The sequence below is a fragment of the Haladaptatus caseinilyticus genome, assembly GCF_026248685.1.
Classification (GTDB): domain Archaea; phylum Halobacteriota; class Halobacteria; order Halobacteriales; family Haladaptataceae; genus Haladaptatus; species Haladaptatus caseinilyticus.
On the sequence record NZ_CP111036.1, the window covers coordinates 2,595,209 to 2,617,199 of the forward strand.

Here is a 21,991-nt window from a genome sequence, read left to right on the forward strand (position 1 = left end):
GGTGATACTATGAGCTCAGAACAGGACCACTTGAAAGAGACAGATACCGAAGAACGGTTCGAGTTCAAGAAAGAACAGCGGGCCGCGGTCAAATCCGACAAGGGTCTGACCGAAGAGGTCGTCCGCCTCATCAGCGAGGACAAGGACGAACCCGAATGGATGCTTCAGCGGCGTCTCCGCGCACTGGAACATTACCAGAACATGCCCCTGCCGACGGACTGGCCCGGCCAGCCCGACTTGACAGAACTCGATATAGAAGAAATCGTCCCGTACATTCGACCCGACGTGGAAACCCGCGGCGGTGCCGACGATTGGGACGACCTCCCGGACGACATCAAGGACACGTTCGACAAGCTCGGCATTCCGGAGGCGGAGCGTAAAGCGCTCTCCGGCGTCGGTGCCCAGTACGAGTCCGAGGTCGTCTACCAGAACATGCAGGACCAGTGGGAGGAAAAGGGCGTCGTGTTCATGAACATGGACCAAGCGGTCCAAGAACACGAGGACCTCGTGAAAGAGTACTTCATGACGAAATGTGTGCCGCCAAGCGACAACAAGTTCGCGGCACTCCACGGTGCGGTCTGGTCCGGCGGGTCGTTCGTCTACGTCCCCGAGGACGTGACGGTGCAGATGCCCGTCCAGGCGTACTTCCGCATGAACTCCGAGGGGATGGGGCAGTTCGAGCACACGCTCATCATCGCCGAGGAAGGTTCCGAAGTCCACTACATCGAAGGCTGTTCCGCGCCGAAGTACGGCCGACACAACCTCCACTCCGGCGGCGTCGAAGTGTTCGTCGGTGAGGACGCTCACGTCCAGTACTCGACCGTCCAGAACTGGTCGAAGAACACGTTCAACCTGAACACCAAGCGCGCCATCGTCGAAGCCGGCGGCCGCATGGAATGGGTGTCCGGAAGCATGGGTTCGAAGGCGACGATGCTGTACCCGTGTTCCATCCTGAAGGGACGTGGCGCGAGCGCAAATCAGATCTCCATCGCGTTCGCTGGCAAAGGTCAGAACATCGACACCGGCGCGAAGGTGTACCACAACGCGCCGAAAACGAACTCGACCATCGAGTCGAAATCCATCAGCAAGGACGGTGGCCGAACGAACTACCGCGGTCTCGTCCACATCAGTGATGGTGCGGTGGACTCGTCCACGTCGGTCGAATGTGACGCGCTGATGTTCGACAACGAATCCACGTCGGACACCATGCCGTACATGGAAATCAACGAAGACCGCGTCGACGTTGCCCACGAGGCAACGGTCGGTAAAATCGGCGACGAGGACGTGTTCTACCTCCAGAGTCGCGGGTTGGACGACGACGACGCGAAACAGATGATCGTGAGTGGCTTCATTGAGCCCATCACGGAAGAACTCCCGATCGAGTACGCGGTCGAACTCAACCGCCTCATCGAACTCGAAATGGAGGGGAGCCTCGGATGAGCACGCAGGTACACAGCACGCTCTCGGAGGAAACCGTTCGCGAGATTTCGAGCGACCTCGGCGAACCCGAGTGGCTGCTCGAAACCCGGCTCGACGCGCTCGATTCGCTTTCCGACATCGACATGCCGGACGTTATCCGGACGCCGGGACGCGACTGGACGAACCTCGACGCGCTCGACTACGAGAGCTTCGTCGACCCGCTTTCCGCGACCGAAGAAAAGGAGCGAGTCGAACCGGAAGGCGTCTCGGTCCTCTCGATGGCGGACGCGCTGGACGAACACGAAGACCTCGTCAAGGAGTACTTCGGTTCGGTCATCGACCCACAGGAGAACTACCTGACGGCGCTCTCGACCGCGCTGTTCACGACTGGCACGCTCATCTACGTCCCGAAGGGCGTCGATGCGGAAGACGTGAAAATCCGGACGACGATGCAGAGCCAATCGCTGTTCAACTACACGCTCGTCGTCACCGAGGAATCGAGTTCGGTGACGATTCTGGAGCGACAAGACAGCGAAGAACTCTCCGGCGAGCGCTACTACAGCGGACTCGTCGAAATCGTCGCTGGCGAGAACAGCCACGTCCAGTACGGCTCCCTCCAAGATTTGGACGAGGAGACGTACAACTACACGCTGAAGCGCGGCAACACCGCAGATTACGCCACGCTCAACTGGATCGAGGGCAACCTCGGGTCGCGTCTCACGAAGTCCTCAGTCGAGACGAACCTCGACGGCGAAGGCTCCGAGACGAAGACCGTCGGCGCGTTCTTCGGTCACGACGACCAGCACTTCGACGTAGCAGCCCGCGTCTGGCACAACACCGCACACACGACCGCAGACCTCGTGACCCGTGGCGTGCTCGACGACGAAGCACGCTCCGTCTACGAGGGCGTGCAGGACGTCGGCACCGAAGCATGGGACACCAGTTCCTACCAGCGTGAAAACACGCTCATGCTGTCGGACGGAAGCGAGGCCGATGCGTCGCCGAAGCTCATCATCAACAACCACGACACGGAAGCGAGCCACTCCGCGACGGTCGGACAGGTCGATAAAGAGGACCTGTTCTACATGACCTCGCGCGGCGTGCCCGCCCAACTGGCGAAGGACATGCTCGTCGAAGGATTCTTCGTCCCCGTTCTGGACGAAGTCGAAGTCGAAGAACTCCGCGAAGACCTCGATTCGAGAATCGTCGAACGTCTCGGTAACTAAGCCGTTTTTCGTTTTCGGGGCGTCTTTTTCGGAAGCTGCATCAGGGAGTGTTAAGTTTCCCCACCCCTTTTCCCGAGGTATGAGTGTGGGTCAGCGCGTCTCATCGGACCGCCAACTCGCGCGCTTACTCCAGATCGGTGTCGTCTTGGAGGAACTCGTCGAAGCACGGGCGGCGCGCCATTTCGAGTCGCTACCATCCCGTGAGCAGGACGAACTCCACAAGGATGTGCGCGAACTGCTTTCCGAATCCGGTGAAGAGTCAGCAGAACATCGGGAACGTCTCGAGTCACTCATCGATGAACTCGATGCTGAGACGATCCCGTTCGAGGAAATCGAACTGTTGGTCGGCGAACAGTACGCCCAGACCGCCCCGGACGATTTCGATGGCGTCCTCTACGACCAACTGCACGGCGAAGAGACGGCATACAAGTTTTACGACGATCTCATCACGGCTATCGAGGCGAGTGAGGCCACGTTCGCGCTCGACCGTGACCGGCTGCTCGAAACGCTCACTGCGATTCGAGCGGAGGAAGCTGAGGGTGTCGAGGAAGTGGCGAAACTGATGGAGGCCAGAGAATGAACACCGCAGACCAGTACCTCAAAGCGATTTATCTCGTCCAACGCATCGAAGATGGACCGGCGGCGACAGGCGTCCTTGCCGACCGACTCGACGTGAGTCCCGCGAGCGTCAACGAGATGATCGGCAAACTCCAGGACCGCGGACTCGTCGAACACGAGAAGTATCGCGGTGCAACCCTCACTGACGACGGCGAAGAACGCGCCAGCGACGCGCTTCAAACCTACTGCATCCTCGAACGCTTCCTCGCTAACGTCCTCGAAGTCGATGAGTTTCGTATGGAGGCAAAACAACTCGAAAGCGTTATCGACGAAACGGTAGCGGAGCGGCTCGATACGATAATCGACCGCGAACCGCAGTGCCCGGACTGCTTTCACGCTGAAGAGGACATGTGTGCGTATTTGATTGGCGAGGGTGAAGCGGACTGAGCGAGGATAACGGGGGCGAAATCGGACAGTGAGGATTTTCAGTTGAGGTTCGCTAACAACATCACTGATGAGAAACTATTTCCAGCATCATAGTCGATATTGACTAGTAGTTGACTGCCCAACATGTGGTGAGTCATTCGATTCACGACAAGGCGTGCGCATTCACCACGCATACAAGCATCATAAGAAGCTCCCAAACCGAACTTGTGCTGGCTGTGAAGAACACTTCTACGATGAGAAAGCACAGAAACAGTTTTGCTCAGATTGCTCACCGAACGCTGGCGAGAACAACGGAAACTGGAGTGGTACAAAAGAGGATTCTATCTATCGAACATACGACACCGTGTTCAGATGTCATCCATCAAACAAAGAGAGGGTGTATTGTTCAGAATGTGTTAGCGCAGCAGACGGGAGGCTCTTGAGCGGGACGATAGAACCTGCCAGAGATGCGGTGCCACCGTGTCAGAACTCGGTCAAACACCAGATATTTACCATCTAACCAGAGTTCGTGATTTCGAGAACTCACAGGATGTACACCTCCTTACGAACGTCATCACGCTCTGTCAGAGCTGTCATCGAAATGTCAAAAAAGGAAATGCTACTCTTTCGGTGTAACAGGTCGAAAAGTAACGCACTTGTATGAGGAGGCACTATCCGAAGACGCAATCGAAGTCCCGTGGTGTAGCGGCCAATCATAATGGCCTTTGGACGTGACTGGTGTTCCAGTTGCGGAAGACAGCCATTGACGGCGGTTCGAATCCGCCCGGGACTACTACTTCGAACTTAATTTTCCGCAGTGTTTCCTATGTAAAACGACACTTCCTGCTGGTTGTCCTTTCGTAGCGCGCTCTATATGTACGACAGTCAACGGTAGCGGATCTATCGAACTACTTCGTTAGCAACGATATCAAAAACGATATGCTAAAAATCGCGTTTTATTCCGAACTGTACTGGACAGTCCCTGTCCACCTGCCGTACAGATCGTCAGTTTTCTTGTCTTTGTCCAGCATGAGTACTTCGACTTCTAGCATGCCGGAGTCGAACTGCTGGAATGCACCCTTGTCGATTTCGACAGTGTAGGTTCCTTCATCGTGCTGGAATCGAACGCCGCCGCGTGCAACGCGCTCGCCGTTGATTCTAACGAGGAAGTACGGGTCGCCGTCCACAAGCGGTTCTGGGTCCACACCCGGAAGGCTGGTGTTCGCCACGATTTCGACGTCGAAGTTGGAGACACCGTTACCGTTCTTGGCCTGTACTTTGTTGACGACGGTGACGCTCTTGATACGGTTGTTGTCACCGATCTTGTCGTCGATCGGGGTATTCGGCCCCTTCGGTGGCTCCCACTCTGCTACAGTCGTAGTGGCGGTCGTGGTCGTTGTGGTCCCAGCCGATGTCGAGGAACTCGTTGGTGCGGTACTCGTCTGGGTTGCGGTACTAGACGGGGCATCCGTCGTTGTCGTGGTCGAAGTTGGGTCGTCCGACCCACCGATGCCGCTACAGCCAGCGAGCACGACGGCAAGTACAAGGACGATAACGGTCAAACGATGGCGATTCATATGTCGTACGTCACTATTTGGGAGATGAGCCTAAATATTCTTCTGCCAGTTTCAATCACTCGTTTCGTAATATTCATGCTGTCATTACCGACGGTAACGACAACACACCCGCAGAGAGCGGCTGTACGACGAAACAGTCGCTGATGCGGGATAATCGACACTGTCGAAATATGGGTGCGTTATACTGGATTTGGAGGCGGTAACGATAGCCTATTCCGATTCAATCGAACTCGTTATTTTGTTTTATATTGGTGACAAGTAGAAACAAAGCATATATCCTTCGACTCCATCTGTAATATCTACCATCGAATTGAGAACATCATGCAGTATCAACAAAATGGACGCTACGAGATGACTGTTTCGGACGCAACGTATACTGACGACGACACCTTACAGATTTCGCTCACGTTCGGTCTTGATGAGACACCTCCACTGGATGAGCTACTTACGAAGGGCTACGTCAAACTCAGTGTGTACGATAACGACGAGTTCGTGGAAAACGGAACGATAACATTGTACAACGCTCTCCATTGCTGAACCGAGCCAAGCCGTGTCGAAATGGACGTATCTCAAGAAAGCGATGACTGCTCCCAGTTATGGATAGTGTCGGTAAAAGTAAGGCCCCCCCTGGTCCCCGTTCAGAGTCGGTCGCGTCCGTTACGACGCGAAGTATTGGAACTCGGTCGAACGACTTTAATTTTTTCTATCAATGCTTGGAAGTAGAGACGAACGTCGAAACCGTTTCGACTGTTCGTATTTCTTCGCGGCGTACGGCTGTTATTCGAGGTTTTTGTTTCCGTTCGACTCATCAACTGTCGAATCGTCGCTTGCAGCTCCGGCGAGATGAGGGGATTTTCGGGCGAGATGGCGTGTGCCAGCGTCACGCAGACGGCGGCAATAACGACGAAATAGTAACCGAACGTCGTGAAGACGTTATCGGAAAAAAACGCAACGTAAATGCCATTTATGAAAAAGAACAGTCCTGCAACCTGTAGCACCTTGTTGAGATAGTAAAACGACGAATCGTTCGTCGATGTTTCGATTCTGTTGAGGCTTCTCGTGCTCATTCCCACTCACACTTTCGACGTACGACGTAATCAAAGTCAGTCAGACGCACGTTCCACACGTGTGCTAAACGTGACCTGAACAGTACCCGACCATTCTGACCTTGACTATATAGATTATATTCGGTATATTTATTAATTCGGCAGATTCATTATCATCCCTGCACTCAGTATGGGTAGGCCATGTCCGAGCACGAAATGGGAACCGAGCGTACGAGCATCGTCAATCGACAAACCGATCTCGTCGTCGAGTCACCCGATAACCACACAGATTCTGGTCCCGTATTTGCTCGCTTTTCTCGTCCTCGAAGCGACGTTCCGACGACCATCGCTCTCGTTTCCGACACGCACGTCTCGGCCGAAAAGCGTGGAACGTGGAAGGTTTTTCACCGTACCCAATCACGGCTTCGAACCGTACTCGCGGATGCGAACGCACGCGACGTCGATGCCGTCGTGTTCGCAGGGGACTTGACGGAAGACGGTGCTGTAGAGGATTTCGAAACGTTCGATTCTATCCTCTCGACGCTCGAAATCCCTTTCGTCGCCGTTCCCGGCAATCACGACGTGCCGAAGTCGTTCGACACGCACCAAACGCCTGCCCTTTCGTCGTTCGAATCGGAGTACACTCCCGGGGAACTGCCCTTTCTCGAACGCGTCGGTGGCGTCGATATTATCGGATTGAACAGCGCAGAGACACCGAGTGGTTCGCTGGCCGATTGCCATGACGGTGCTGTCTCGGACTCCCAACTCGCATGGTTGGACGAGACGCTTCCGAGGACGGAGGAACCGATCGTCGTCATGCATCACAACCTTCCCGGCCTTTCCGGCGAAGACGGCGTCCATTCGTGGCGACGTTCGTTTCCAACTCGAAATGCTGACGAACTGGTCGCGACACTCGCTCGACACGACGTCCCGCTCCACGTCTCGGGGCATCTGCACGTTCCATCCGTCACGAAAACGAGCGGTGTGCGCGAGGTCATCGCTCCATCCCTCTGTTCGTTCCCGCAGGCATACCTCCAGTTCGAGATCGGCCCTGCTGGTACGACGGTACGACTCGTCCCAACCGCGGATTCGGAAGGGACAAAAGAAGCCTATATTCATGCAACACAGGACACCGCACGAAGCGACGCGGTTGCCGAGATGACCCTCGACCGTCTCTCTACACTTCCGCTCTCGGATGAGTGGCCATCGACTCGGGACTAGTCGAGGACGAACTTCAATCGCTCTTCATCGGTTCCCTTCGTTTCCCGTCCGGTAATCCGGAACTCGCCGAGCTCGGCGGTGTTTTCGACGTGTGTACCCGCACAAGCAGTTCGGTCGTAGTCATCGATTTCCACGATACGAATCTCACGGATACTTTCGGGGAGGAGGTGGATTCGAGTGCGTTCCGGGTCGAGGGTCGCTTCCGCTTCATCGCGGCTCATCTCGTACCAGCTAACTGTGAGTCCATCCTCGATACGTCCGTTCATTACCGACTCGATATGGGTGAACTCCTCGTCGGTAAACCGCTCGTAGGCACAGTCGATACGGGCACGGTCAGTGTACAGTTGGTTGCCAGTCGTCTGCGCATCGTATTCGTTCAGCAGGACCGCGGACAGGAGGTGTTGTGCAGTGTGATACTGCATATGAGCGTATCGCCGTTCACGATCGATTCGTCCTGTAATGGTTGCTCCCTCCTCGGGTGGGGTCCCATCGACCATGTGATAGATCGTGTCTTTCTTTCGTACGCCGGTGACTCGCCACGTTTCCCCGTTCGCTTCGAGGACACCCATATCAGCGGGTTGGCCACCGCCTTTCGGATAGAACAGCGTCCGGTCGAGAACGATCCGGTCGTCAGCGACCCGCTCTACCGTGGCTTCGAACTCCGTGTCGGACGAGTCGTCGAGATATAGTGCCTCGGTCATGTGCGAGGGGACGAAGAGACGTCACTTAATGTTCTCGTCGTAACGCTAAAGAGCGAATCGTGCGTTTGTATCAGTAATGAGTACGTATTGTCGCCAACGGAGGAGTTTCTATGGGTGTCGAAATTAAGGGGTCACCCGTTTCTGAACAGGAATTCGAGGAGATGAAAGCGTTCGTGTACGAGTATCTTTCCGCGAGCGTAAAAAACGAGGATGGTGGTGGTCGAATGCGCTGGTATCCGTGGCACTCCGCGGACTACAGATTCAACCACATCCTCAACGTCGTGAATCTCGCCGAAACGATCGCTGAACGGGAAGGGGCGGACATAGATGTCGCCCGCGTCGCTGCGCTGTTTCACGACATCGCCAAACTCGATGCGGATCAAGAGGTCCACGCCGAAGAGGGTGCGCGGGTCGCGCGTGAATACCTCGAATCGCGTGGCGAGTTCCCCGAATCGTTCGTCGACCAAGTCTGCAAAGCCGTCGAGGACCATTCGTTTCAGGGGGATCTCTCCCGCCTCTCGAAGGAAGCTCAGTGTCTCATCGAGGCCGACATGCTCGACAAGGTCGGTGCGAACGGAACGGCCCTCATGCTCCTTCGGATGGGATACGAAGCTCGGACGCACATGGCAGCCGCCGAGATGGTCGATCGAGTTCTCGAACGGGGAAAAGACGCATCCTCTAGAGTGCAAAGTGAGACTGCGCGCGACATCGCCCACCGGAGACTCAAGCGCGTGAAATGGTTCCGCGAATGGTTGGAAGAGGAAGTTCCGGAGATGGACGCCGAAACGACCAGTTCGCCGCGGGGACGCGGGCCGTAGAAGGAATCGATCGACAGTCGGGATTCGACTCGAGTCGGGGTTGCCGGACGAGCACTTCACCGACGTGCGAGTCGTAACTCGCACGTCGGCCACACGAATCTATAGAACCGTCATGAGCGCGTCGTAGAGGAACGATATGCCCGCGACCGCAAGGACGCCCGCGCTCAGATACGCGACTGCTGGCGCGAAAGAATCCACTCGCGTTCCCGCGGCGACCAGCGCCGCAGGAAAGCCGCTTATCCAGAGCGCGATTCCGGCGAAGAAGCCGACGATAATGACTGGTCCCCCAGTCGTCACTATGAGGCTTCCGGGAACTCCGGAAAGCGCGTCGAACTGCCCTGAGTCGAGCAGACCGACGCCCGCCGTTAGCCACCAGATGATCTGATAGGGATTCGTAATCGCTAACGCGAACGCTTTTCTGAATCCCTTCGCGTCCGCGTCGTTGTCTTCGCCGGTGAACGTTCCAGTCGCATCCTTCGCCGCACCGTATGCAAAATACAGCATGAGAAGGCCGCCAACCCCGACCATGACGCTGCGGACGAACGGTGCCTCTCTGACGATGGCCACGACGCCAGCAAGCGCGAGGACGAAAAAACAGGCATCGGCGGTTATCGCACCTAATCCGGCTGAAAACCCCGACCACCACCCTCGGAGGACGCTTTCCTCGGCGATGACCGCATTCATCGGTCCCGGCGGGGCCGCGAGCGACAGACCGAGAACGACGCCAGCGAGTGCCGAGACGAGCGACTCGATCATTGTCCTCGGTTTAGTTTCGGAGATGATAAAACGTCCCCGGTCGCGGTAACCCAGTTACCCCGCGAGGACGAACAGACCGAATCCGAGGAAGACGAGTGCCGCGACTAGCTCCATCCATTTCGTCGGCACCCAGCGTTCGAACCGCTCACCGACGAGGGCATCGACACCGGTTCTGAGCCCAAGCGCTGCCACGACACCGACGAACACCGACACTGGTGCGTGCGGAAACGTCGCGGCGAGGTCGATAGTGAGCAGTTGCGTCTTGTCGCCGAACTCCGCAACCATGATGAAGACGAAGCTCGTGAGAATGCCGCCGTAGGCACCCATTCGAGCGAGCACGCCGTCCGGAAGCAACCGACCGCTTACTCCGACATCGAGTCCCCCAGCAGTCAGCAACGGCGCTTCGATCGAACCAGTCCGAAACTTCGAAACCGCGCTCCGAAGCGTCCAGAGGCCGAACACGATGAAGAGTGATCCAGCGATGAGACCGATAGTGCCTCCCGGAAGAACTGCGACGACCCACTGTCCGAGCGCGACTTCGAGGAGGCTCCATAGGGAAAAGGCAGCCATCGCCCCGAGAAACACTTTCTTGGCGTCGTATCGGGAGGCCAGCGTGACGACGACGAGTTGTCCCTTGTCGCCGAACGTCGCGAGCATGTTGGCGAGAAACGACGCTAGCAATGGCCCGTACTCGCTATACCGATGAATCACCGCTTGGAGTCCAGTCGCGAGTGGCGTTGGTGTTCCTATCATCTATGCTTCGAGGACTGCTCGGACGCGAATAGACCGAGCTACGGTTTCCGGAAGGCTCTGCTCACGATTCCCGATTGCGACAGTCACCATGCCGAACGGAGCAACGTCCACGATTTCGAGTTCCGTCCCGGGTGTGATTCCCGCATCGGAGAGATAGCGAAGTTCCTCTTCGTCGCGGTCGCTGACGCGCGCCACAACGACTGTTTCACCGGATTCGTGTTCGCTGAGGCGGGTCGTATCGTCCTCGGCGATGGGTGAGAGATCGGCATCCGGAATCGGGTCGCCGTGTGGGTCGACGGTCGGGTTGCCCAGCGCGTCAGCGACTCGACGTTCGAACTCCTCGCTGATGTGGTGTTCGAGCCGATCCGCCTCCTCGTGAACTTCGCTCCACGAATAGTCCAGATGCTCCGTGAGGTACGACTCCAGCAGTCTGTGGTGGCGAAGCACTTCGAGCGCGACCGTCTCACCCTCCTCGGTGAGCTCGACCCCCTTGTACTTCTCCCGATGGAGTAGGCCACGGTCGGCCAGTTTTTCGACCATGCTGGTCACGGTGGGTGGTGTCACGCCGAGATAGTCCGCGATCGCGGAGGTCGCCACCGGCTCCTCGCTTTCCTTCTGGAGCGTGTAGATGGCTTTCAGATAGTCCTCCATCACGTCGCTCAACATCACTGCCCGAAATTAGATTGTTCTAAACCTTCAATTTGTCGTGTACTCGCCACGCTGTAGCGTCGTTGACGGGAGTCGTGAGCGTGGAAACGAGGTAGTTGCTAATACCGGCGAAATCGTCAGTCGCATCGTTCTTCGCAAATTCGATCGATAATTCGTCCCGTTGAAAGTAGTTCCTCAGCGTCCTCGGGGTCGAGTGGCGAAGCTCGTCGAACTACGCAGTCGATTCCACGCCGGTCGAGTTCCGCCTCGATAGCTGCGTCGTCGTGGTGCTGGTCGTAGCCGAGTGCGATGATGTCAGGGTCGAGCTCCTCGATCGGAACGAAAATGTCCTCGGGATGACCGATGCGAGCGTGATCGACCACTTCGAGTGCCTGAATCATATCCCGGCGCTGGCGGTTCGGAAGAATCGGTTTTTGTTTGTGTGTTACGTTCTCCCGGCGAGCGATGATGACGGATAGCTCGTCACCCATTTCCGCGGCGTCGCGAAGATAATGGACGTGGCCGGGATGAAGAATGTCGAAGGTGCCTTGTGCGAGTACGTGTGTCACTTCTCTCTCAACTCCTCGTCGATATCCGCCTGCGTAAAGTCGAAAAACGATTCCGGGTCGGGAAGTTCGACATCGAGGACGTCGAGCGGTCGGGGGTCGCCGTCCCGGTCGAACGCCTGCCAGTTGTCCCGGTCGTATGGCGCGCCGATGATGATGTGGACGTCACCCTGTCCGAACGTCACCAAGTCCGCGTCGCTCGGCCGGAGGACGCCGTTTGGATGTGAGTGTACCGACCCGACTGCATTCGGATCGTTGGGGACGGTGCTCGTTTTTACGGTGGCACTCACGCTGTTCGACTTGGTGCCGGGCATGACGAGCACGTCGGTAATGATGATTCCCTCGCGGTCCAGTCCGAGCGTGCTCGCGGACTCGCCACGCAAGAACCCCATGTACTCGTTCGGGTGAGAATCGCGGGACGCTTCGAGTGCGAACACCAGCGCGTCCTCCGCGATACCGAGAATCTCGTTTGACCGGAACAGCCGCATATCACACACTCCGATGGCCCGCGTTCTAAACGTTGCGAACGGTGCTCCACTATTGCTATCGGTTTCGCACCGCCGTTTTGACTCCCGTTTCGATTTCGACTGACTTCTTTTGATTACGTTTGATTATCTTCCGCACGCACGACCCCGAGTTGCAAAGCGTTAAAAATAGCGGCACCGAAAGGACGGACAAGATGACTACCGCTGATTCCGGTCCCGATGATGGACCTGACGAACCCGTCGTGTACGAACTCGCGGCGGACTGCACGCTCTCGGACATTTCCGAGGGTGAACGGTACCATGCTGTCGTCAACGGCGTCGTTGATTACGGTATCTTCGTCGACCTTTCCGACTCGGTCTCCGGCCTCGTTCACGAATCGAACCTCTCACGAGCGTATTCCGTCGACGACGAGCTCGTCGTCGGACTTACCGAAGTCAGGGAGAACGGTGACCTGAGCTTCGTTCCCGCGGACTCCGACGAGTACGAAACCGTCGCAGTCGCTCACGAATACGAAGTCGCGGAAACGGGCACCCTCGGTGACCAAGTCGGTGACACAGTTCACCTCGAAGGCGAAGTCGTTCAGATAAAACAAACTGGCGGCCCGACGATTTTCCACGTTAGCGACGACACGGGTGTCGTTCCCTGCGCCGCATTCGAGGATGCTGGTGTCCGCGCACACCCAGAAATCGATATCGGTGACATCGTTCACCTCGTCGGCGTGGTCGAGGAGCGCGAGGGCGCGCTCCAGGTCGAAGTTTCATCCCTCAACGCCTTGGAGGGTGACGAGGAAAACGTTGTCCGCGACCGACTCGAAGCCGCGCTCGACGAACGTGCTGAACCCCACGAAACTGAACCACTTGTGGACTGGCCCGCGCTCGAACAGTTGTTCCCCGACCTGCGCGACATCGCAAAACAACTCCGGCGCACCGTCCTCGAAAGCCGCCCAATCCGGGTCCGCCACCATGCAGACGGTGATGGGATGTGTGCTAGTCTCCCAGTCGAACTCGCACTAAAACGATTCATCGAGGAGACACACCAAGACCCCGACGCGAAGCGTCACCTGTTCAAGCGCCTCCCGAGTAAAGCGCCCTTCTACGAGATGGAGGACGTGACTCGTGACCTGAACTTCGCACTCGAAGACCAGGCTCGACACGGCCAGAAACTCCCGCTCCTGCTCATGCTCGACAACGGGAGCACGGAAGAGGACGTTCCCGCCTACGAGAATCTCGCGCACTACGATATCCCGATTCTCGTCGTCGACCACCATCACCCCGACCCGGAGGCCGTCGAGCCGTACACCGACGGTCACGTCAACCCGTATCTCTACGACGAGGATTACCGGATTACGACGGGCATGATGTGCGTCGAACTCGCACGGATGATCTCTCCCGACATTACCGACGAACTCCGCCACGTGCCCGCCGTCGCAGGCATCTCCGACCGGTCGAAGGCCAACGCGATGACGGACTACGTCGAACTCGCGGAATCCGAAGGCTACAGCGAGGAGTTCCTCACGGACATGGGCGAAGCACTCGATTACGAGGCGTTCTGGCTGAAGTACGACCCAGGACGAAACCTCATCAATGACGTACTCAACGTCGGCTGTGACGACGAGGAGCGACACCGTGAACTCGTTTCGTTCCTCGCCGAGCGCGCACGCTCGGATACCGACCAGCAACTCGACGCTGCGATGCCTCACGTCCAACACGAACGATTGGCGAGCGAGGCGCATCTCTATCGCGTGGACGTCGAGAACCATGCCTACCGGTTCACTTACCCACCACCAGGGAAAACGACCGGTGAAATCCACGACCGGAAGGTACAGGAGACGGGCGAACCAGTCATCACCATCGGCTACGGACCGGACTTCGCAGTCCTCCGCAGTGATGGCGTCCGACTCGACATTCCGGAGATGGTCTCGGAGCTGAACGAGGAAATCGTCGGCGGCGGCGTCAGCGGTGGCGGCCACCTCGTCGTCGGAAGCATCAAGTTCGTCAAGGGGATGCGCGAGCAGGTGCTCGACGCCCTCGTCGAAAAGATGGCGGACGCGGAACTGGACGAAGCCCTCCAGAGCACGTCGGTTGGACATCAGAACTCGGACGACTGAGCGACGTTCACCTCCGTTCTCCCGAGCCAGACCGCACCAGCAGCACCCAGCACGACGACGACAGCGAGGCCGACCGGAAATCGGTCGTCGCTTTCGCCCCAGTCGGCCTCGAACACGGCTGTGTAGTAGTTCCCCACCTGCGTCCCGTGGAGAACGAGGGCGAGTTCACGATTCGCCCGTGCCGAATGGTTGTTCCAATTGAGACTCCCAACGACGACGTGACGTTCGTCCACGATGACGCCTTTGGCGTGGATTTTTTCGTACCCGTTCGGCTCCGCGAGCTTCGCTTGGAGCGGGAGTCCTTCCTCCTCTGCACGTTCGTTCAACCAGCGTACGAGATGCCCGTTATCCTCGCGAACATACCACGCACTACTGAGCAGAACGCGAACGTGGACTCCGCGACGAGCTGCCGCCAGCGTTGCTTGAACGAACGGTTGTTGTGGCCCGCTAACTGCCATCTGTTGGATGACAATCGACTCGTTTGCGGATCGAAGAAGCGAGACGACCCCTTCCTCTGCATTGTCCGGTGCGCTCAGCACGGAGACGGACTCGACTGGGAGTGTTTTCGGCTCGAATCGCGTCGGGAAACTCCCGTTCGCAGGCGGCTCGGATTTGAACGATTTGCCGCGTCTGAACTGTTGCCACGAAACGGTGTCGTTCCACGTACTATCGGCGTCGAATATTTCGGCTAGTTCTCGCGCCGATTCCCCTCGGACGACGACGCCCCACCCTCGACTTGCGCGGCCGCCGGTTCCAGCCGGTTTCCAATTCTCGGTGAGTACCATCGCCTGGCCGTCGACGACGGCGTACTTGGCGTGATGAAAGCTGTAGCGTGCGTGTGGGCCGCCGATGACTTCAATATGGATTCCTCGCTCCGAGAGCCTATCGAGGACGATTGCTTGCTGACGGGTAATTCCTCCGACGGGGGAGTCGTCGATGAGTACACGAACCTCGACGCCGCGACGCTCTGCGGCAACGAGCTTGCGGGCGATTCGCTCCGAGGCAAAGGAGTAACCTGCCAAAAGTATACGCTCGTCCGCCGATTGAAGGGTCTCGGTTGGAACGGCGGGACTGTCCGGAAGGACGAAGACACGGGCTGTGGTCGAATCCACATGAACGACCGGTCTGTCGGTTGCCCCCAGTGGAACCCACGAACCGTTTTTTGGACGCCACAGTTCGCTTTCCGGTGCATCGACGTAGGTGGTCGAATCGACGATAGTCGCCGCAACCGACGAAATTGCCCGCTTGCGAAGTGTGACAGTTTCCCCGTCGTTCGCAAGCGATAGATTTCGGATCTGAAGCGCGCGTTGCTCAGTGAGGTTTTCGGTAAGACTCGGGGCGGTCGAGAACGTGACTCGGCCGGATACCGTCGCGTTCGGAAGCTGAACGATGTCCTCGCCGTCAGACAGCGACCATGTCGAGAGGTTCGTCCGTCGAGGGAACGAAATGACGACGAACTCCCCCGTATCTTCGTTCGCGACTGGATTCGGATACACGGCAACGATTTCGGGTTGCGATGCTGTCGCTTTCGAATGCGTGACGAGAGGCGTGCCGAACATGGACGCAACCATGAGACAAACGACGAACATAACCCTGACGGACACGGAACGGAGTGGTCCCGTCTTTCGTTATAAACGTTCGTAACGGTAAATTTTTGACAACGACGTTCGCGTTATTGATATGGTCGAAATTCCGTTTGCACTCGAACTGGCGGGCCACGCGCTCGGTGCCCTCGGCGCATTGCTCATCTTTTTCGAGTTCTTCCAACTTCCGGACTACATCGAGTATGACCCGGATTACAACGATTTCACTATCGACATTTCGCCGATGGAAGTGAGAGAATACACGTCGATCGGTCGTGTCGGCGCGTTTCTGCTCGCGCTCGGTTTCGCACTGCAGTTTCTGGCAACCCTGCTGGCTCACTGATTCCGCATTCGTTACCGTCCTGGATGAACGATTTCCCGGCAGTTAGGACACTCAGCAAAGCGCTCTAGCCCACTCTCGGTTTCATACTCGATAAGAAGATAGCCATTGGTAATACTATCGTCGCAGTTCGGACACACGCCAAGCCGGGCGGATTCGGTCGCCATGGAGCCTCTTGGATCCGAACTTGGTGAGCGACTCCCTTTGTTATTGACCGATTATATAGCAGTAAGGAGTCCTTACTACCCTCAGAGTGCTTTCTCTGCCTCGCTCTGCACAAGGAACGAGCGGTCATCGGAGTAGCGACGAACCGCATCGAGTGCACGATCCGTTCCGATCTGGTTCAGTGCCCAGGCGGCACTCGCGCGAACGGAGTCCGACTCGTCGTCGGAAAGTGTGTCCGAGAGGGGATCGATAGCGCGCGTGTCACCAATTCGACCGAGGGCACGAGCGGCATAGCTTCGAACGTCCGCATCGTCGGCGACGAGTTGGTCGGCGACCGCTTGAGTCGTCTCGTCGCTTCCGATTTCGCCGAGTGCCTTGATGACGGTTTTCGCCATTCCGGGGTCGGCATCAACGTAATCGATAATCGTATCGACGGCCTCGTCACTACCGATTTTGCCGAGAATACTGATAGCTTGCTTGTCGCGTCTGTTCGCGCGCTGAAGCATTGGTTCGACGGCCTCCTCGTTGCCCATCCGTTCGAGCGATTCGAGGCAGTGTCGTTCCATGAAGTTCGATTGGAGCGAATCGAGCGCGAGTAGCACCATATCCGCTCGATCTTTCTTTTCCCAGATTTTCAAGGCGTGCCACTCCGGCGGGTAGTCCTTTCGGTGGTCGAGCACGTCGTAGAAGCCCTCCGCTTCGAGCTGTTCACGCGTTTCGAGGTCGCTCCATTCTTCCGCGTCCTCGATTCCCTGTTTCAGCTCGTCCGTCGCTTCGACGAGCAACGCGATAGTGTCCGAATCCTCGTCCGGGTCGAGGTCGGCATCGCCAACCGCGGTGGCGGCGTTTTCGAGCACTTCCGCGAGGTCGTCGGAGTTTCGAGAGAGGGTGACACTGAAGTTCGTGTCGAGGATGCTCTGTACGCTCTCGGCGAACGATTCGACGACATCGACGAGCTCACCGCTTCCTGCGTCGGTCCATCGCGTGTCCGTGACGGTCGAAGCGGCGTCCTCGATGTCGCTAATAACGTCCGCGGCGTAGGGGCCACGTTGGTCTTCGAGTTCGTCGCGGAGATCGGAGAGGTGCCCCTCCAGTTCGTCGCGGGGGTCGTCCTCGTCTTCGTCGTCCGGTTCCGGAAGGTCCGCACTTTCGAGTAGCCCCTCGATTTTGTCGAGTTGGGCTTCGACGACGTCGAGGTCGGCTTCCGTCTCGGCGCTTTCGAGTTCCGTTTCTGCCTGATCGAGTTGTTCCTCGATGGTTTCCGCATCGACAGTTTCGGCTTCGGATGCTGTTTCCTGCGTCTCCTCGGCCTCTTCGTCGCTCATGCGTCCACCCCCGGCTGAGCCGTTGCTCTCATATGCGGAAAAATCGGACCGTAGTCATCAAGAGCGTTTCCCTTCTGTCGCCCGAACCGTCTTCCCGGTCGTCGTCCGCCAGTAGAAATGCGGCGAGAGAACGAGATAGAAGAGTGCAAGCGTCAACAGCGCATACGGGAACGCTCGGCCCTGAAAATCAGGAACGAGTACCGCGAGCGAATGGACCACACCCATGATGAGTGCATCGCGGGCCAACAGGTCGGGATAGGTAATCGTCGAGACCATCAGCCCCGCAAGGAGGTACGTGAGAGCGACGAGCACCACTGGTTCCGTAAATCCGGCGAGCACACCCGCGGCGAGAATGACCGACGCGAGCGTCGTCGGGACGCCCTCGGTCACGTCGTCGTCGGTGTCATAGGCGGTGTACAGTCCGAGTCTCACGATTGCCATGCCGACGAAGAGCGCCCCTCCAGCGACTGCGACTCCGACGCGAAGGGTATCGGAACTCCCTGTTTGGCGGACCATGCTAACCACCAACATCGCGGGCGCGACGGCAAACGACGCGACATCAGCCAGCGAATCGAGGTACTGACCCGCCGCCGAACTGCCGACGTGCCGTGCAAGCACGCCATCCAATCCGTCCGCCACGGCAGCCAGCAGAACGAGGCGCGCGGCCAGCCCCGGATTCGTGGTCGCGATGGAAATCGCCAAAAAGCCGAGTGCGGCGTTCGAAACGGTGACCGCGTCGGCGAGCGATAGTCGTCCCACGAACCGAGGTTGCATACCCGGCGGGTAGTGTGAGCGGGCTTGATACGTCTTTTGAATCGCCGTCTACTCGTAGAAGGATTACGACGCTTTCGTGCTCGTGATAGAGCTTGTGTAACTGTCGTGCTCGATGACCCCGGCGTCAACCAACTCCGCGATGCGCAGCGGGGACTGATTTGACTGCGCGAGAACCGCAAAAAATAGACACAGTCGTCGTGCAGAAACCGATTCTCGATCCGACGGTCGAAACGACGCTAAAAGGAACCGACTTACCACTCTGCGAGTTCGTAAATCCGCTCGAAAGCCGTTTGCTCACGCGGACCGCCACACCGCTGAACCACGTCTTCGAAATACGTCAACCGCGCCCGAAGCTCCGCGGTGTCGTAAGCGTCCACATCGAGGCGCGAAACGGCCACCGTCGCCTCGACGATTGCGGAAAAGCCACGGTTGGTGATCGGAACTCTTTCGTCTACGATTTCGCTCGAAACCGGTGTCAGCTCCCATTCTTCCCAGTTCGTTTCACCCGAGTTCCCCGAATCGATCGGTTGGACTTCGACCTCAACCCACGCGTCCGCCGAGTCGAGTACCGGTTTGGACTCCTCTCGAATCGAAAGGGTGGCTTCCACGAAATCGACCGGGTCGCGGGTGAACTGAACGACCCCTCCGCCTTGCCGGTGGAAGTTCCGCCGAGTCCGGGTGTTGCCCCACGTTTTCGCTGTCACTGAGTCGCCCGCATGCAATCCAAGCGCTGCAACGTTCCACAGGTCGTTCGGCCCGAGTGTCGTGATGATGGATTCGGTCACGCCTTGGAGTTCCATCGGCCAGCCCGACTCGCGTTCTTCTTTCACGGCCGCTGCCCTCGCTCCAATGCAACGAACAGTCCCCCTGCCACGATATCGGCCGTCGTTCCGGGGTTGATGCCGTCCTCGACCAGTGACTCCGAGAACGCATGTACCAATTCCGAATCGCCGTGACGTGCCTCCTGTAACGCTTCCTGTGCTCGCACGCGAACGCTTTCGGCGACCTTCCGTCCGTGTTTTTTCGCGACGAGAGTGTCCGGCTCGTGCGCGAGGAGTTCGAGATAGACGCGCGCCCCACGGCCCGAGAGCGATCCGTCGAGTTCGACGATTCGTTTCCCCGCTTCGAACGTTCGTTCGAACTCGTTCGTCCACTCGCGGGCGATACCGTCTTCGTCGGCACCCATTTCCATCACGTCGAACAGGGTGAGTTCTGCGTCTCGAATCGCTGGAATCGCGTCACTTCCGCGACGCACGTCGAACTCGTCGGCACCCTCCGGTGGGTCGCCGACGAACACGTTCACGTGGTCGAATGCGCGGTAGAAGCCCTCCGCATCCTCGACGGTGGTCGATTCGACGACGTTGGTTACTGATTCGGGTGAGCAGCCCCCCGATGTGCTCGCTTTCACCAACGGAACCAACAAACACAGCGCGCCAAACTGGGTGTTGCCGCCGCTCTGTCGGCTCATCCCCGACACCGACCTCTCGAACGCTTCACCGACCGTTGTGTCCGCTTCGGCGGCACGCAATCCGCCCCCGGAACCGACCGCTCCGGTGAGGAAATGTTCGAATCGCAGATTCGGAAAGTCCCGGTCCCGATCGACGTTACCGGGTTTCGGCGTGCCCGCGACTTCCAACAACAAGGCGAGTTGTGCGTGTTCCGCTGGCGTCATGCGACCACCTCCGCGAACCATTCGTCCGTAGCACTCGCCACGCGCGAAAGTACTGCCGGTCGGTCGCTCGGACGCCCGACGCTCACCGCGTCCGCACCATATTCGAGATATTCTCTGACCGTCTCTTCGTCACGGACCCCGTTGTTCGCGATGAGGAAACAGTCCGTCGTCTCGGCGATGTCCGCGATGACGTGCTCCGAATCCATCGCGTCCACGTGAAGGACCTCCGCTCCTGCATCGGCGACCCGCCGAGACACGTTCGGAAGGTCTACGCTGGGCACCTCGGTTCGAAGTTTGACGCCGACCGTCGCTCCTGTCTTCGTTGCCATCCGAACCTGCTCACAGAGTCGGTCGGGGTGCGAGAGCAGGAACTGTCCAGCACCCGCCGAACACATCTCCTCCTGTCGGCAATGAGCGTTTATCTCCAGTATCGCGTCGTGTGCTCGGCACACTTCCGAAACCGACCGAATCGGTGGCAACGTCGCGGAGCGCACGTTGATTCCCGGACGGATCGATACGTCTGCGACCGACGTGAGTTGGTCGTCAACGAACGCGACCGGGTCGTCGGGAAGGAACTCGCTTCGGTCGCGGGATACCAACGCTCGGGCCGCCGCTCGCGTTTTCTCGTCCAGTGCGACACCACCCAAGAACGCCGCACCGACGTGTTCGGATCCTTGTATCGCCCAGTCAGCATCGGATTCGCCGGAAAGGCTAGCCAACGCCACACGTGGGGTGAACATCAGGCCACCTCCAGTGCGTTTTCGACCGCGCGAGCAACACGCTCCGAATCCTCGATGTCGTCCATTCTCGTGTCGGTCCTGATCACTGGGCGGTCGAGGTTGGTCCTATCGTCGTCGTCCAACACGAAGGCATCAGCGAAGGGATAGGCTTCCGCCACGCCGGCCGTACTCGGGTCGTAACCGACCGCTTCCATCAGTTTTCCTGCTGGCCCGGAGAATACGCGGTCTTCGACGAACGGAGAAACGGCGACCACGGTCGCGGATTCCAGTGCCTCCCGAAGGCCGTCTATCGCCAGCATCGGTCCGATGCTCGTTACGGGATTCGACGGTCCGATAACGACCGGTTCGTCCGTCAGCGCGGCGAGCGCGGCGGGGGAGGGCTTTGCGGTATTCGAACCGCGGAACGCTACGTCAACGACGTTCGGTTCACCCCCGCGAGCGACCCAAAACTCCTGAAAATGCATCGCCGTGTTTGGTGTTCGAACGATGCTCGCCACCGGGTCGTCGCTCATCGGGACGACATCGACCGGGGAATCGAAAGCATCCGCCAGAATCCGGGTCGTTTCAGTCAACGTGTGACCCTCGTCCAGCAGCCCCGTCCGTGTGACGTGGACTGCTCGGTCGCGGTCACCCAGAAGCATGAACTCCGCAACGCCGGAAAATCGCCGCCAGCGCGCGATTTCCCGCCCCGAAATTTGACGTTCGTCCGGGAGGTATCGCGGCCCGTCTGCCAGTCCCGCTGACGTAGCGAGTCGCTGTAACTCGTCGTGTGTTTCCGTCGTGTCGTCGGCGATTCCCCACCAGGTTTCACGGTTCAACATGTCTCCTTGTTGGAAAAGTACGGTGTCGATGTCGGGACAGACGAGCAGCCCTCCCAACTCAACGTCGTCACCTGTATTCCCGACGACGGTCGTCTCGGCGGCCGAGAAGACCGAGAGCGCACCGTCGAGAAGTTTTGGGGTTCCCGTCCCCCCGGAGAGAAACGTTACCATGGTGTGGAGTTTGTGACTCGTGAGGTTAAGTTTTCGTCGCTCCTGTCGCTTTTTGTTATGGCGTACGATCCGACTTTCCGGCTCCTGTACCG

The 21,991-nt window shown here is 58.2% G+C and carries 26 protein-coding genes and 1 tRNA gene; 11 read left to right on the forward strand and 16 right to left on the reverse strand.

Going from position 1 to position 21,991, the window contains the following annotated elements; all coding sequences use genetic code 11:
- Window positions 1-9: 9 nt before the first annotated feature.
- The 6 genes from sufB to OOF89_RS14060 all read left to right on the forward strand — a co-directional run bounded on the left by sufB (window position 10) and on the right by OOF89_RS14060 (window position 4,422).
- Window positions 10-1,440, forward strand: coding sequence for a Fe-S cluster assembly protein SufB (sufB, locus tag OOF89_RS14035; protein ID WP_266077298.1), 1,431 nt, complete (start codon window positions 10-12; stop codon window positions 1,438-1,440).
- Complete coding sequence (gene sufD / locus OOF89_RS14040; protein WP_266077299.1) at window positions 1,437-2,645, forward strand: Fe-S cluster assembly protein SufD; 1,209 nt, start codon at window positions 1,437-1,439, stop codon at window positions 2,643-2,645. The genes sufB and sufD overlap by 4 nt, the downstream gene beginning before the upstream one ends.
- 79 nt (window positions 2,646-2,724) lie before the next feature.
- A complete protein-coding gene (locus OOF89_RS14045) occupies window positions 2,725-3,225 on the forward strand; it encodes a ferritin-like domain-containing protein (protein ID WP_266077300.1) in 501 nt (166 codons plus the stop codon).
- Window positions 3,222-3,650, forward strand: a complete 429-nt coding sequence (locus OOF89_RS14050; RefSeq protein ID WP_266077301.1) for a metal-dependent transcriptional regulator — start codon at window positions 3,222-3,224, stop codon at window positions 3,648-3,650. The genes OOF89_RS14045 and OOF89_RS14050 overlap by 4 nt, the downstream gene beginning before the upstream one ends.
- A gap of 459 nt (window positions 3,651-4,109) precedes the next feature.
- Window positions 4,110-4,265, forward strand: coding sequence for a hypothetical protein (locus OOF89_RS14055; RefSeq protein ID WP_407661571.1), 156 nt, complete (start codon window positions 4,110-4,112; stop codon window positions 4,263-4,265).
- Window positions 4,266-4,320: 55 nt separating this feature from the next.
- A tRNA-Gln gene (locus OOF89_RS14060) sits at window positions 4,321-4,422 on the forward strand.
- Between the two features lie 163 nt (window positions 4,423-4,585).
- Here OOF89_RS14060 and OOF89_RS14065 read toward each other — a convergent pair.
- On the reverse strand, window positions 4,586-5,206 hold the full coding sequence (locus OOF89_RS14065; RefSeq protein ID WP_266077302.1) for a hypothetical protein: 621 nt from the start codon (window positions 5,204-5,206) through the stop codon (window positions 4,586-4,588).
- Window positions 5,207-5,557: 351 nt separating this feature from the next.
- Between OOF89_RS14065 and OOF89_RS14070 the strand changes: the two genes are divergently transcribed.
- Complete coding sequence (locus OOF89_RS14070) at window positions 5,558-5,743, forward strand: hypothetical protein (protein ID WP_266077303.1); 186 nt, start codon at window positions 5,558-5,560, stop codon at window positions 5,741-5,743.
- A 101-nt stretch (window positions 5,744-5,844) separates the two neighbouring features.
- Here the strand turns inward: OOF89_RS14070 and OOF89_RS14075 are convergent, their stop codons facing one another.
- Complete coding sequence (locus OOF89_RS14075) at window positions 5,845-6,273, reverse strand: hypothetical protein (protein ID WP_266077304.1); 429 nt, start codon at window positions 6,271-6,273, stop codon at window positions 5,845-5,847.
- A gap of 180 nt (window positions 6,274-6,453) precedes the next feature.
- On the opposite strand from OOF89_RS14075, the gene OOF89_RS14080 reads away from it, so the two are divergent.
- Window positions 6,454-7,473 carry a metallophosphoesterase family protein gene (locus tag OOF89_RS14080; RefSeq protein WP_266077305.1) on the forward strand — a complete coding sequence of 340 codons (1,020 nt, stop codon included), beginning with the start codon at window positions 6,454-6,456 and terminating at the stop codon, window positions 7,471-7,473.
- Here the strand turns inward: OOF89_RS14080 and OOF89_RS14085 are convergent.
- Complete coding sequence (locus OOF89_RS14085; RefSeq protein ID WP_266077306.1) at window positions 7,470-8,174, reverse strand: alanyl-tRNA editing protein; 705 nt, start codon at window positions 8,172-8,174, stop codon at window positions 7,470-7,472. The genes OOF89_RS14080 and OOF89_RS14085 overlap by 4 nt on opposite strands.
- A gap of 110 nt (window positions 8,175-8,284) precedes the next feature.
- Here OOF89_RS14085 and OOF89_RS14090 point away from each other — a divergent pair, with 110 nt between their 5' ends.
- Window positions 8,285-8,992: an HD domain-containing protein gene (locus tag OOF89_RS14090; protein ID WP_266077307.1), complete on the forward strand. Its 708-nt coding sequence runs from the start codon at window positions 8,285-8,287 to the stop codon at window positions 8,990-8,992.
- Window positions 8,993-9,091: 99 nt separating this feature from the next.
- Here OOF89_RS14090 and OOF89_RS14095 read toward each other — a convergent pair whose 3' ends face one another.
- From OOF89_RS14095 to OOF89_RS14115, 5 genes are all read right to left on the reverse strand, one after another.
- Window positions 9,092-9,748 carry a LysE family translocator gene (locus OOF89_RS14095; protein ID WP_266077308.1) on the reverse strand — a complete coding sequence of 219 codons (657 nt, stop codon included), beginning with the start codon at window positions 9,746-9,748 and terminating at the stop codon, window positions 9,092-9,094.
- Between the two features lie 54 nt (window positions 9,749-9,802).
- The gene (locus OOF89_RS14100) at window positions 9,803-10,501 is read right to left on the reverse strand and encodes a TMEM165/GDT1 family protein (RefSeq protein ID WP_266077309.1); all 699 of its coding nucleotides are present in this window, start codon (window positions 10,499-10,501) and stop codon (window positions 9,803-9,805) included.
- Window positions 10,502-11,167: a metal-dependent transcriptional regulator gene (locus OOF89_RS14105; RefSeq protein WP_266077310.1), complete on the reverse strand. Its 666-nt coding sequence runs from the start codon at window positions 11,165-11,167 to the stop codon at window positions 10,502-10,504.
- Window positions 11,168-11,286: 119 nt separating this feature from the next.
- Window positions 11,287-11,718: an FAD synthase gene (locus tag OOF89_RS14110; RefSeq protein WP_266077311.1), complete on the reverse strand. Its 432-nt coding sequence runs from the start codon at window positions 11,716-11,718 to the stop codon at window positions 11,287-11,289.
- The gene (locus tag OOF89_RS14115; RefSeq protein ID WP_266077312.1) at window positions 11,715-12,203 is read right to left on the reverse strand and encodes a Mov34/MPN/PAD-1 family protein; all 489 of its coding nucleotides are present in this window, start codon (window positions 12,201-12,203) and stop codon (window positions 11,715-11,717) included. Before OOF89_RS14115 ends, OOF89_RS14110 begins: the two co-directional genes overlap by 4 nt.
- Before the next feature lie 191 nt (window positions 12,204-12,394).
- On the opposite strand from OOF89_RS14115, the gene OOF89_RS14120 reads away from it, so the two are divergent.
- On the forward strand, window positions 12,395-14,308 hold the full coding sequence (locus OOF89_RS14120; protein ID WP_266077313.1) for a DHH family phosphoesterase: 1,914 nt from the start codon (window positions 12,395-12,397) through the stop codon (window positions 14,306-14,308).
- On the opposite strand, the gene OOF89_RS14125 is transcribed toward OOF89_RS14120, so the two are convergent.
- The gene (locus OOF89_RS14125; RefSeq protein WP_266077314.1) at window positions 14,290-15,912 is read right to left on the reverse strand and encodes a phospholipase D-like domain-containing protein; all 1,623 of its coding nucleotides are present in this window, start codon (window positions 15,910-15,912) and stop codon (window positions 14,290-14,292) included. The two genes, OOF89_RS14120 and OOF89_RS14125, sit on opposite strands and share 19 nt — an antisense overlap.
- 76 nt (window positions 15,913-15,988) lie before the next feature.
- On the opposite strand from OOF89_RS14125, the gene OOF89_RS14130 reads away from it, so the two are divergent.
- Window positions 15,989-16,234, forward strand: a complete 246-nt coding sequence (locus OOF89_RS14130) for a hypothetical protein (RefSeq protein ID WP_266077315.1) — start codon at window positions 15,989-15,991, stop codon at window positions 16,232-16,234.
- Window positions 16,235-16,245: 11 nt separating this feature from the next.
- Here the strand turns inward: OOF89_RS14130 and OOF89_RS24760 are convergent, their stop codons facing one another.
- The 7 genes from OOF89_RS24760 to cofD form a co-directional block, all read right to left on the reverse strand.
- On the reverse strand, window positions 16,246-16,398 hold the full coding sequence (locus tag OOF89_RS24760) for a DUF7837 family putative zinc-binding protein (RefSeq protein ID WP_456071279.1): 153 nt from the start codon (window positions 16,396-16,398) through the stop codon (window positions 16,246-16,248).
- An 81-nt stretch (window positions 16,399-16,479) separates the two neighbouring features.
- On the reverse strand, window positions 16,480-17,721 hold the full coding sequence (locus OOF89_RS14135) for a HEAT repeat domain-containing protein (protein ID WP_266077316.1): 1,242 nt from the start codon (window positions 17,719-17,721) through the stop codon (window positions 16,480-16,482).
- Window positions 17,722-17,778: 57 nt separating this feature from the next.
- Window positions 17,779-18,495, reverse strand: coding sequence for a protein sorting system archaetidylserine synthase (locus OOF89_RS14140; protein ID WP_266077317.1), 717 nt, complete (start codon window positions 18,493-18,495; stop codon window positions 17,779-17,781).
- A 251-nt stretch (window positions 18,496-18,746) separates the two neighbouring features.
- Entirely contained in the window at window positions 18,747-19,295 is a 549-nt protein-coding gene (locus tag OOF89_RS14145; RefSeq protein ID WP_266079799.1) for a DUF447 domain-containing protein, read from the reverse strand.
- Window positions 19,296-19,321: 26 nt separating this feature from the next.
- Window positions 19,322-20,167: a triphosphoribosyl-dephospho-CoA synthase gene (locus OOF89_RS14150; RefSeq protein ID WP_266077319.1), complete on the reverse strand. Its 846-nt coding sequence runs from the start codon at window positions 20,165-20,167 to the stop codon at window positions 19,322-19,324.
- Window positions 20,164-20,907 carry a tRNA-dihydrouridine synthase gene (locus tag OOF89_RS14155; protein WP_266077321.1) on the reverse strand — a complete coding sequence of 248 codons (744 nt, stop codon included), beginning with the start codon at window positions 20,905-20,907 and terminating at the stop codon, window positions 20,164-20,166. Before OOF89_RS14155 ends, OOF89_RS14150 begins: the two co-directional genes overlap by 4 nt.
- Window positions 20,907-21,899 carry a 2-phospho-L-lactate transferase gene (gene cofD, locus OOF89_RS14160; protein ID WP_266077323.1) on the reverse strand — a complete coding sequence of 331 codons (993 nt, stop codon included), beginning with the start codon at window positions 21,897-21,899 and terminating at the stop codon, window positions 20,907-20,909. The genes OOF89_RS14155 and cofD overlap by 1 nt, the downstream gene beginning before the upstream one ends.
- Between the last annotated feature and the right edge of the window lie 92 nt (window positions 21,900-21,991).

What these genes read in the sequence shown, in the direction of transcription:
- sufB (WP_266077298.1), top strand. Translation starts at nt 10, where the DNA reads ATGAGCTCAGAACAGGACCACTTGAAAGAGACAGATACCGAAGAACGG.
- sufD (WP_266077299.1), top strand. Translation starts at nt 1,437, where the DNA reads ATGAGCACGCAGGTACACAGCACGCTCTCGGAGGAAACCGTTCGCGAG.
- OOF89_RS14045 (WP_266077300.1), top strand. Translation starts at nt 2,725, where the DNA reads ATGAGTGTGGGTCAGCGCGTCTCATCGGACCGCCAACTCGCGCGCTTA.
- OOF89_RS14050 (WP_266077301.1), top strand. Translation starts at nt 3,222, where the DNA reads ATGAACACCGCAGACCAGTACCTCAAAGCGATTTATCTCGTCCAACGC.
- OOF89_RS14065 (WP_266077302.1), bottom strand. Translation starts at nt 5,206, where the DNA reads ATGAATCGCCATCGTTTGACCGTTATCGTCCTTGTACTTGCCGTCGTG.
- OOF89_RS14070 (WP_266077303.1), top strand. Translation starts at nt 5,558, where the DNA reads ATGACTGTTTCGGACGCAACGTATACTGACGACGACACCTTACAGATT.
- OOF89_RS14075 (WP_266077304.1), bottom strand. Translation starts at nt 6,273, where the DNA reads ATGAGCACGAGAAGCCTCAACAGAATCGAAACATCGACGAACGATTCG.
- OOF89_RS14080 (WP_266077305.1), top strand. Translation starts at nt 6,454, where the DNA reads ATGTCCGAGCACGAAATGGGAACCGAGCGTACGAGCATCGTCAATCGA.
- OOF89_RS14085 (WP_266077306.1), bottom strand. Translation starts at nt 8,174, where the DNA reads ATGACCGAGGCACTATATCTCGACGACTCGTCCGACACGGAGTTCGAA.
- OOF89_RS14090 (WP_266077307.1), top strand. Translation starts at nt 8,285, where the DNA reads ATGGGTGTCGAAATTAAGGGGTCACCCGTTTCTGAACAGGAATTCGAG.
- OOF89_RS14095 (WP_266077308.1), bottom strand. Translation starts at nt 9,748, where the DNA reads ATGATCGAGTCGCTCGTCTCGGCACTCGCTGGCGTCGTTCTCGGTCTG.
- OOF89_RS14100 (WP_266077309.1), bottom strand. Translation starts at nt 10,501, where the DNA reads ATGATAGGAACACCAACGCCACTCGCGACTGGACTCCAAGCGGTGATT.
- OOF89_RS14105 (WP_266077310.1), bottom strand. Translation starts at nt 11,167, where the DNA reads ATGTTGAGCGACGTGATGGAGGACTATCTGAAAGCCATCTACACGCTC.
- OOF89_RS14115 (WP_266077312.1), bottom strand. Translation starts at nt 12,203, where the DNA reads ATGCGGCTGTTCCGGTCAAACGAGATTCTCGGTATCGCGGAGGACGCG.
- OOF89_RS14120 (WP_266077313.1), top strand. Translation starts at nt 12,395, where the DNA reads ATGACTACCGCTGATTCCGGTCCCGATGATGGACCTGACGAACCCGTC.
- OOF89_RS14130 (WP_266077315.1), top strand. Translation starts at nt 15,989, where the DNA reads ATGGTCGAAATTCCGTTTGCACTCGAACTGGCGGGCCACGCGCTCGGT.
- OOF89_RS24760 (WP_456071279.1), bottom strand. Translation starts at nt 16,398, where the DNA reads ATGGCGACCGAATCCGCCCGGCTTGGCGTGTGTCCGAACTGCGACGAT.
- OOF89_RS14135 (WP_266077316.1), bottom strand. Translation starts at nt 17,721, where the DNA reads ATGAGCGACGAAGAGGCCGAGGAGACGCAGGAAACAGCATCCGAAGCC.
- OOF89_RS14140 (WP_266077317.1), bottom strand. Translation starts at nt 18,495, where the DNA reads ATGCAACCTCGGTTCGTGGGACGACTATCGCTCGCCGACGCGGTCACC.
- OOF89_RS14145 (WP_266079799.1), bottom strand. Translation starts at nt 19,295, where the DNA reads ATGGAACTCCAAGGCGTGACCGAATCCATCATCACGACACTCGGGCCG.
- OOF89_RS14150 (WP_266077319.1), bottom strand. Translation starts at nt 20,167, where the DNA reads ATGACGCCAGCGGAACACGCACAACTCGCCTTGTTGTTGGAAGTCGCG.
- OOF89_RS14155 (WP_266077321.1), bottom strand. Translation starts at nt 20,907, where the DNA reads ATGTTCACCCCACGTGTGGCGTTGGCTAGCCTTTCCGGCGAATCCGAT.
- cofD (WP_266077323.1), bottom strand. Translation starts at nt 21,899, where the DNA reads ATGGTAACGTTTCTCTCCGGGGGGACGGGAACCCCAAAACTTCTCGAC.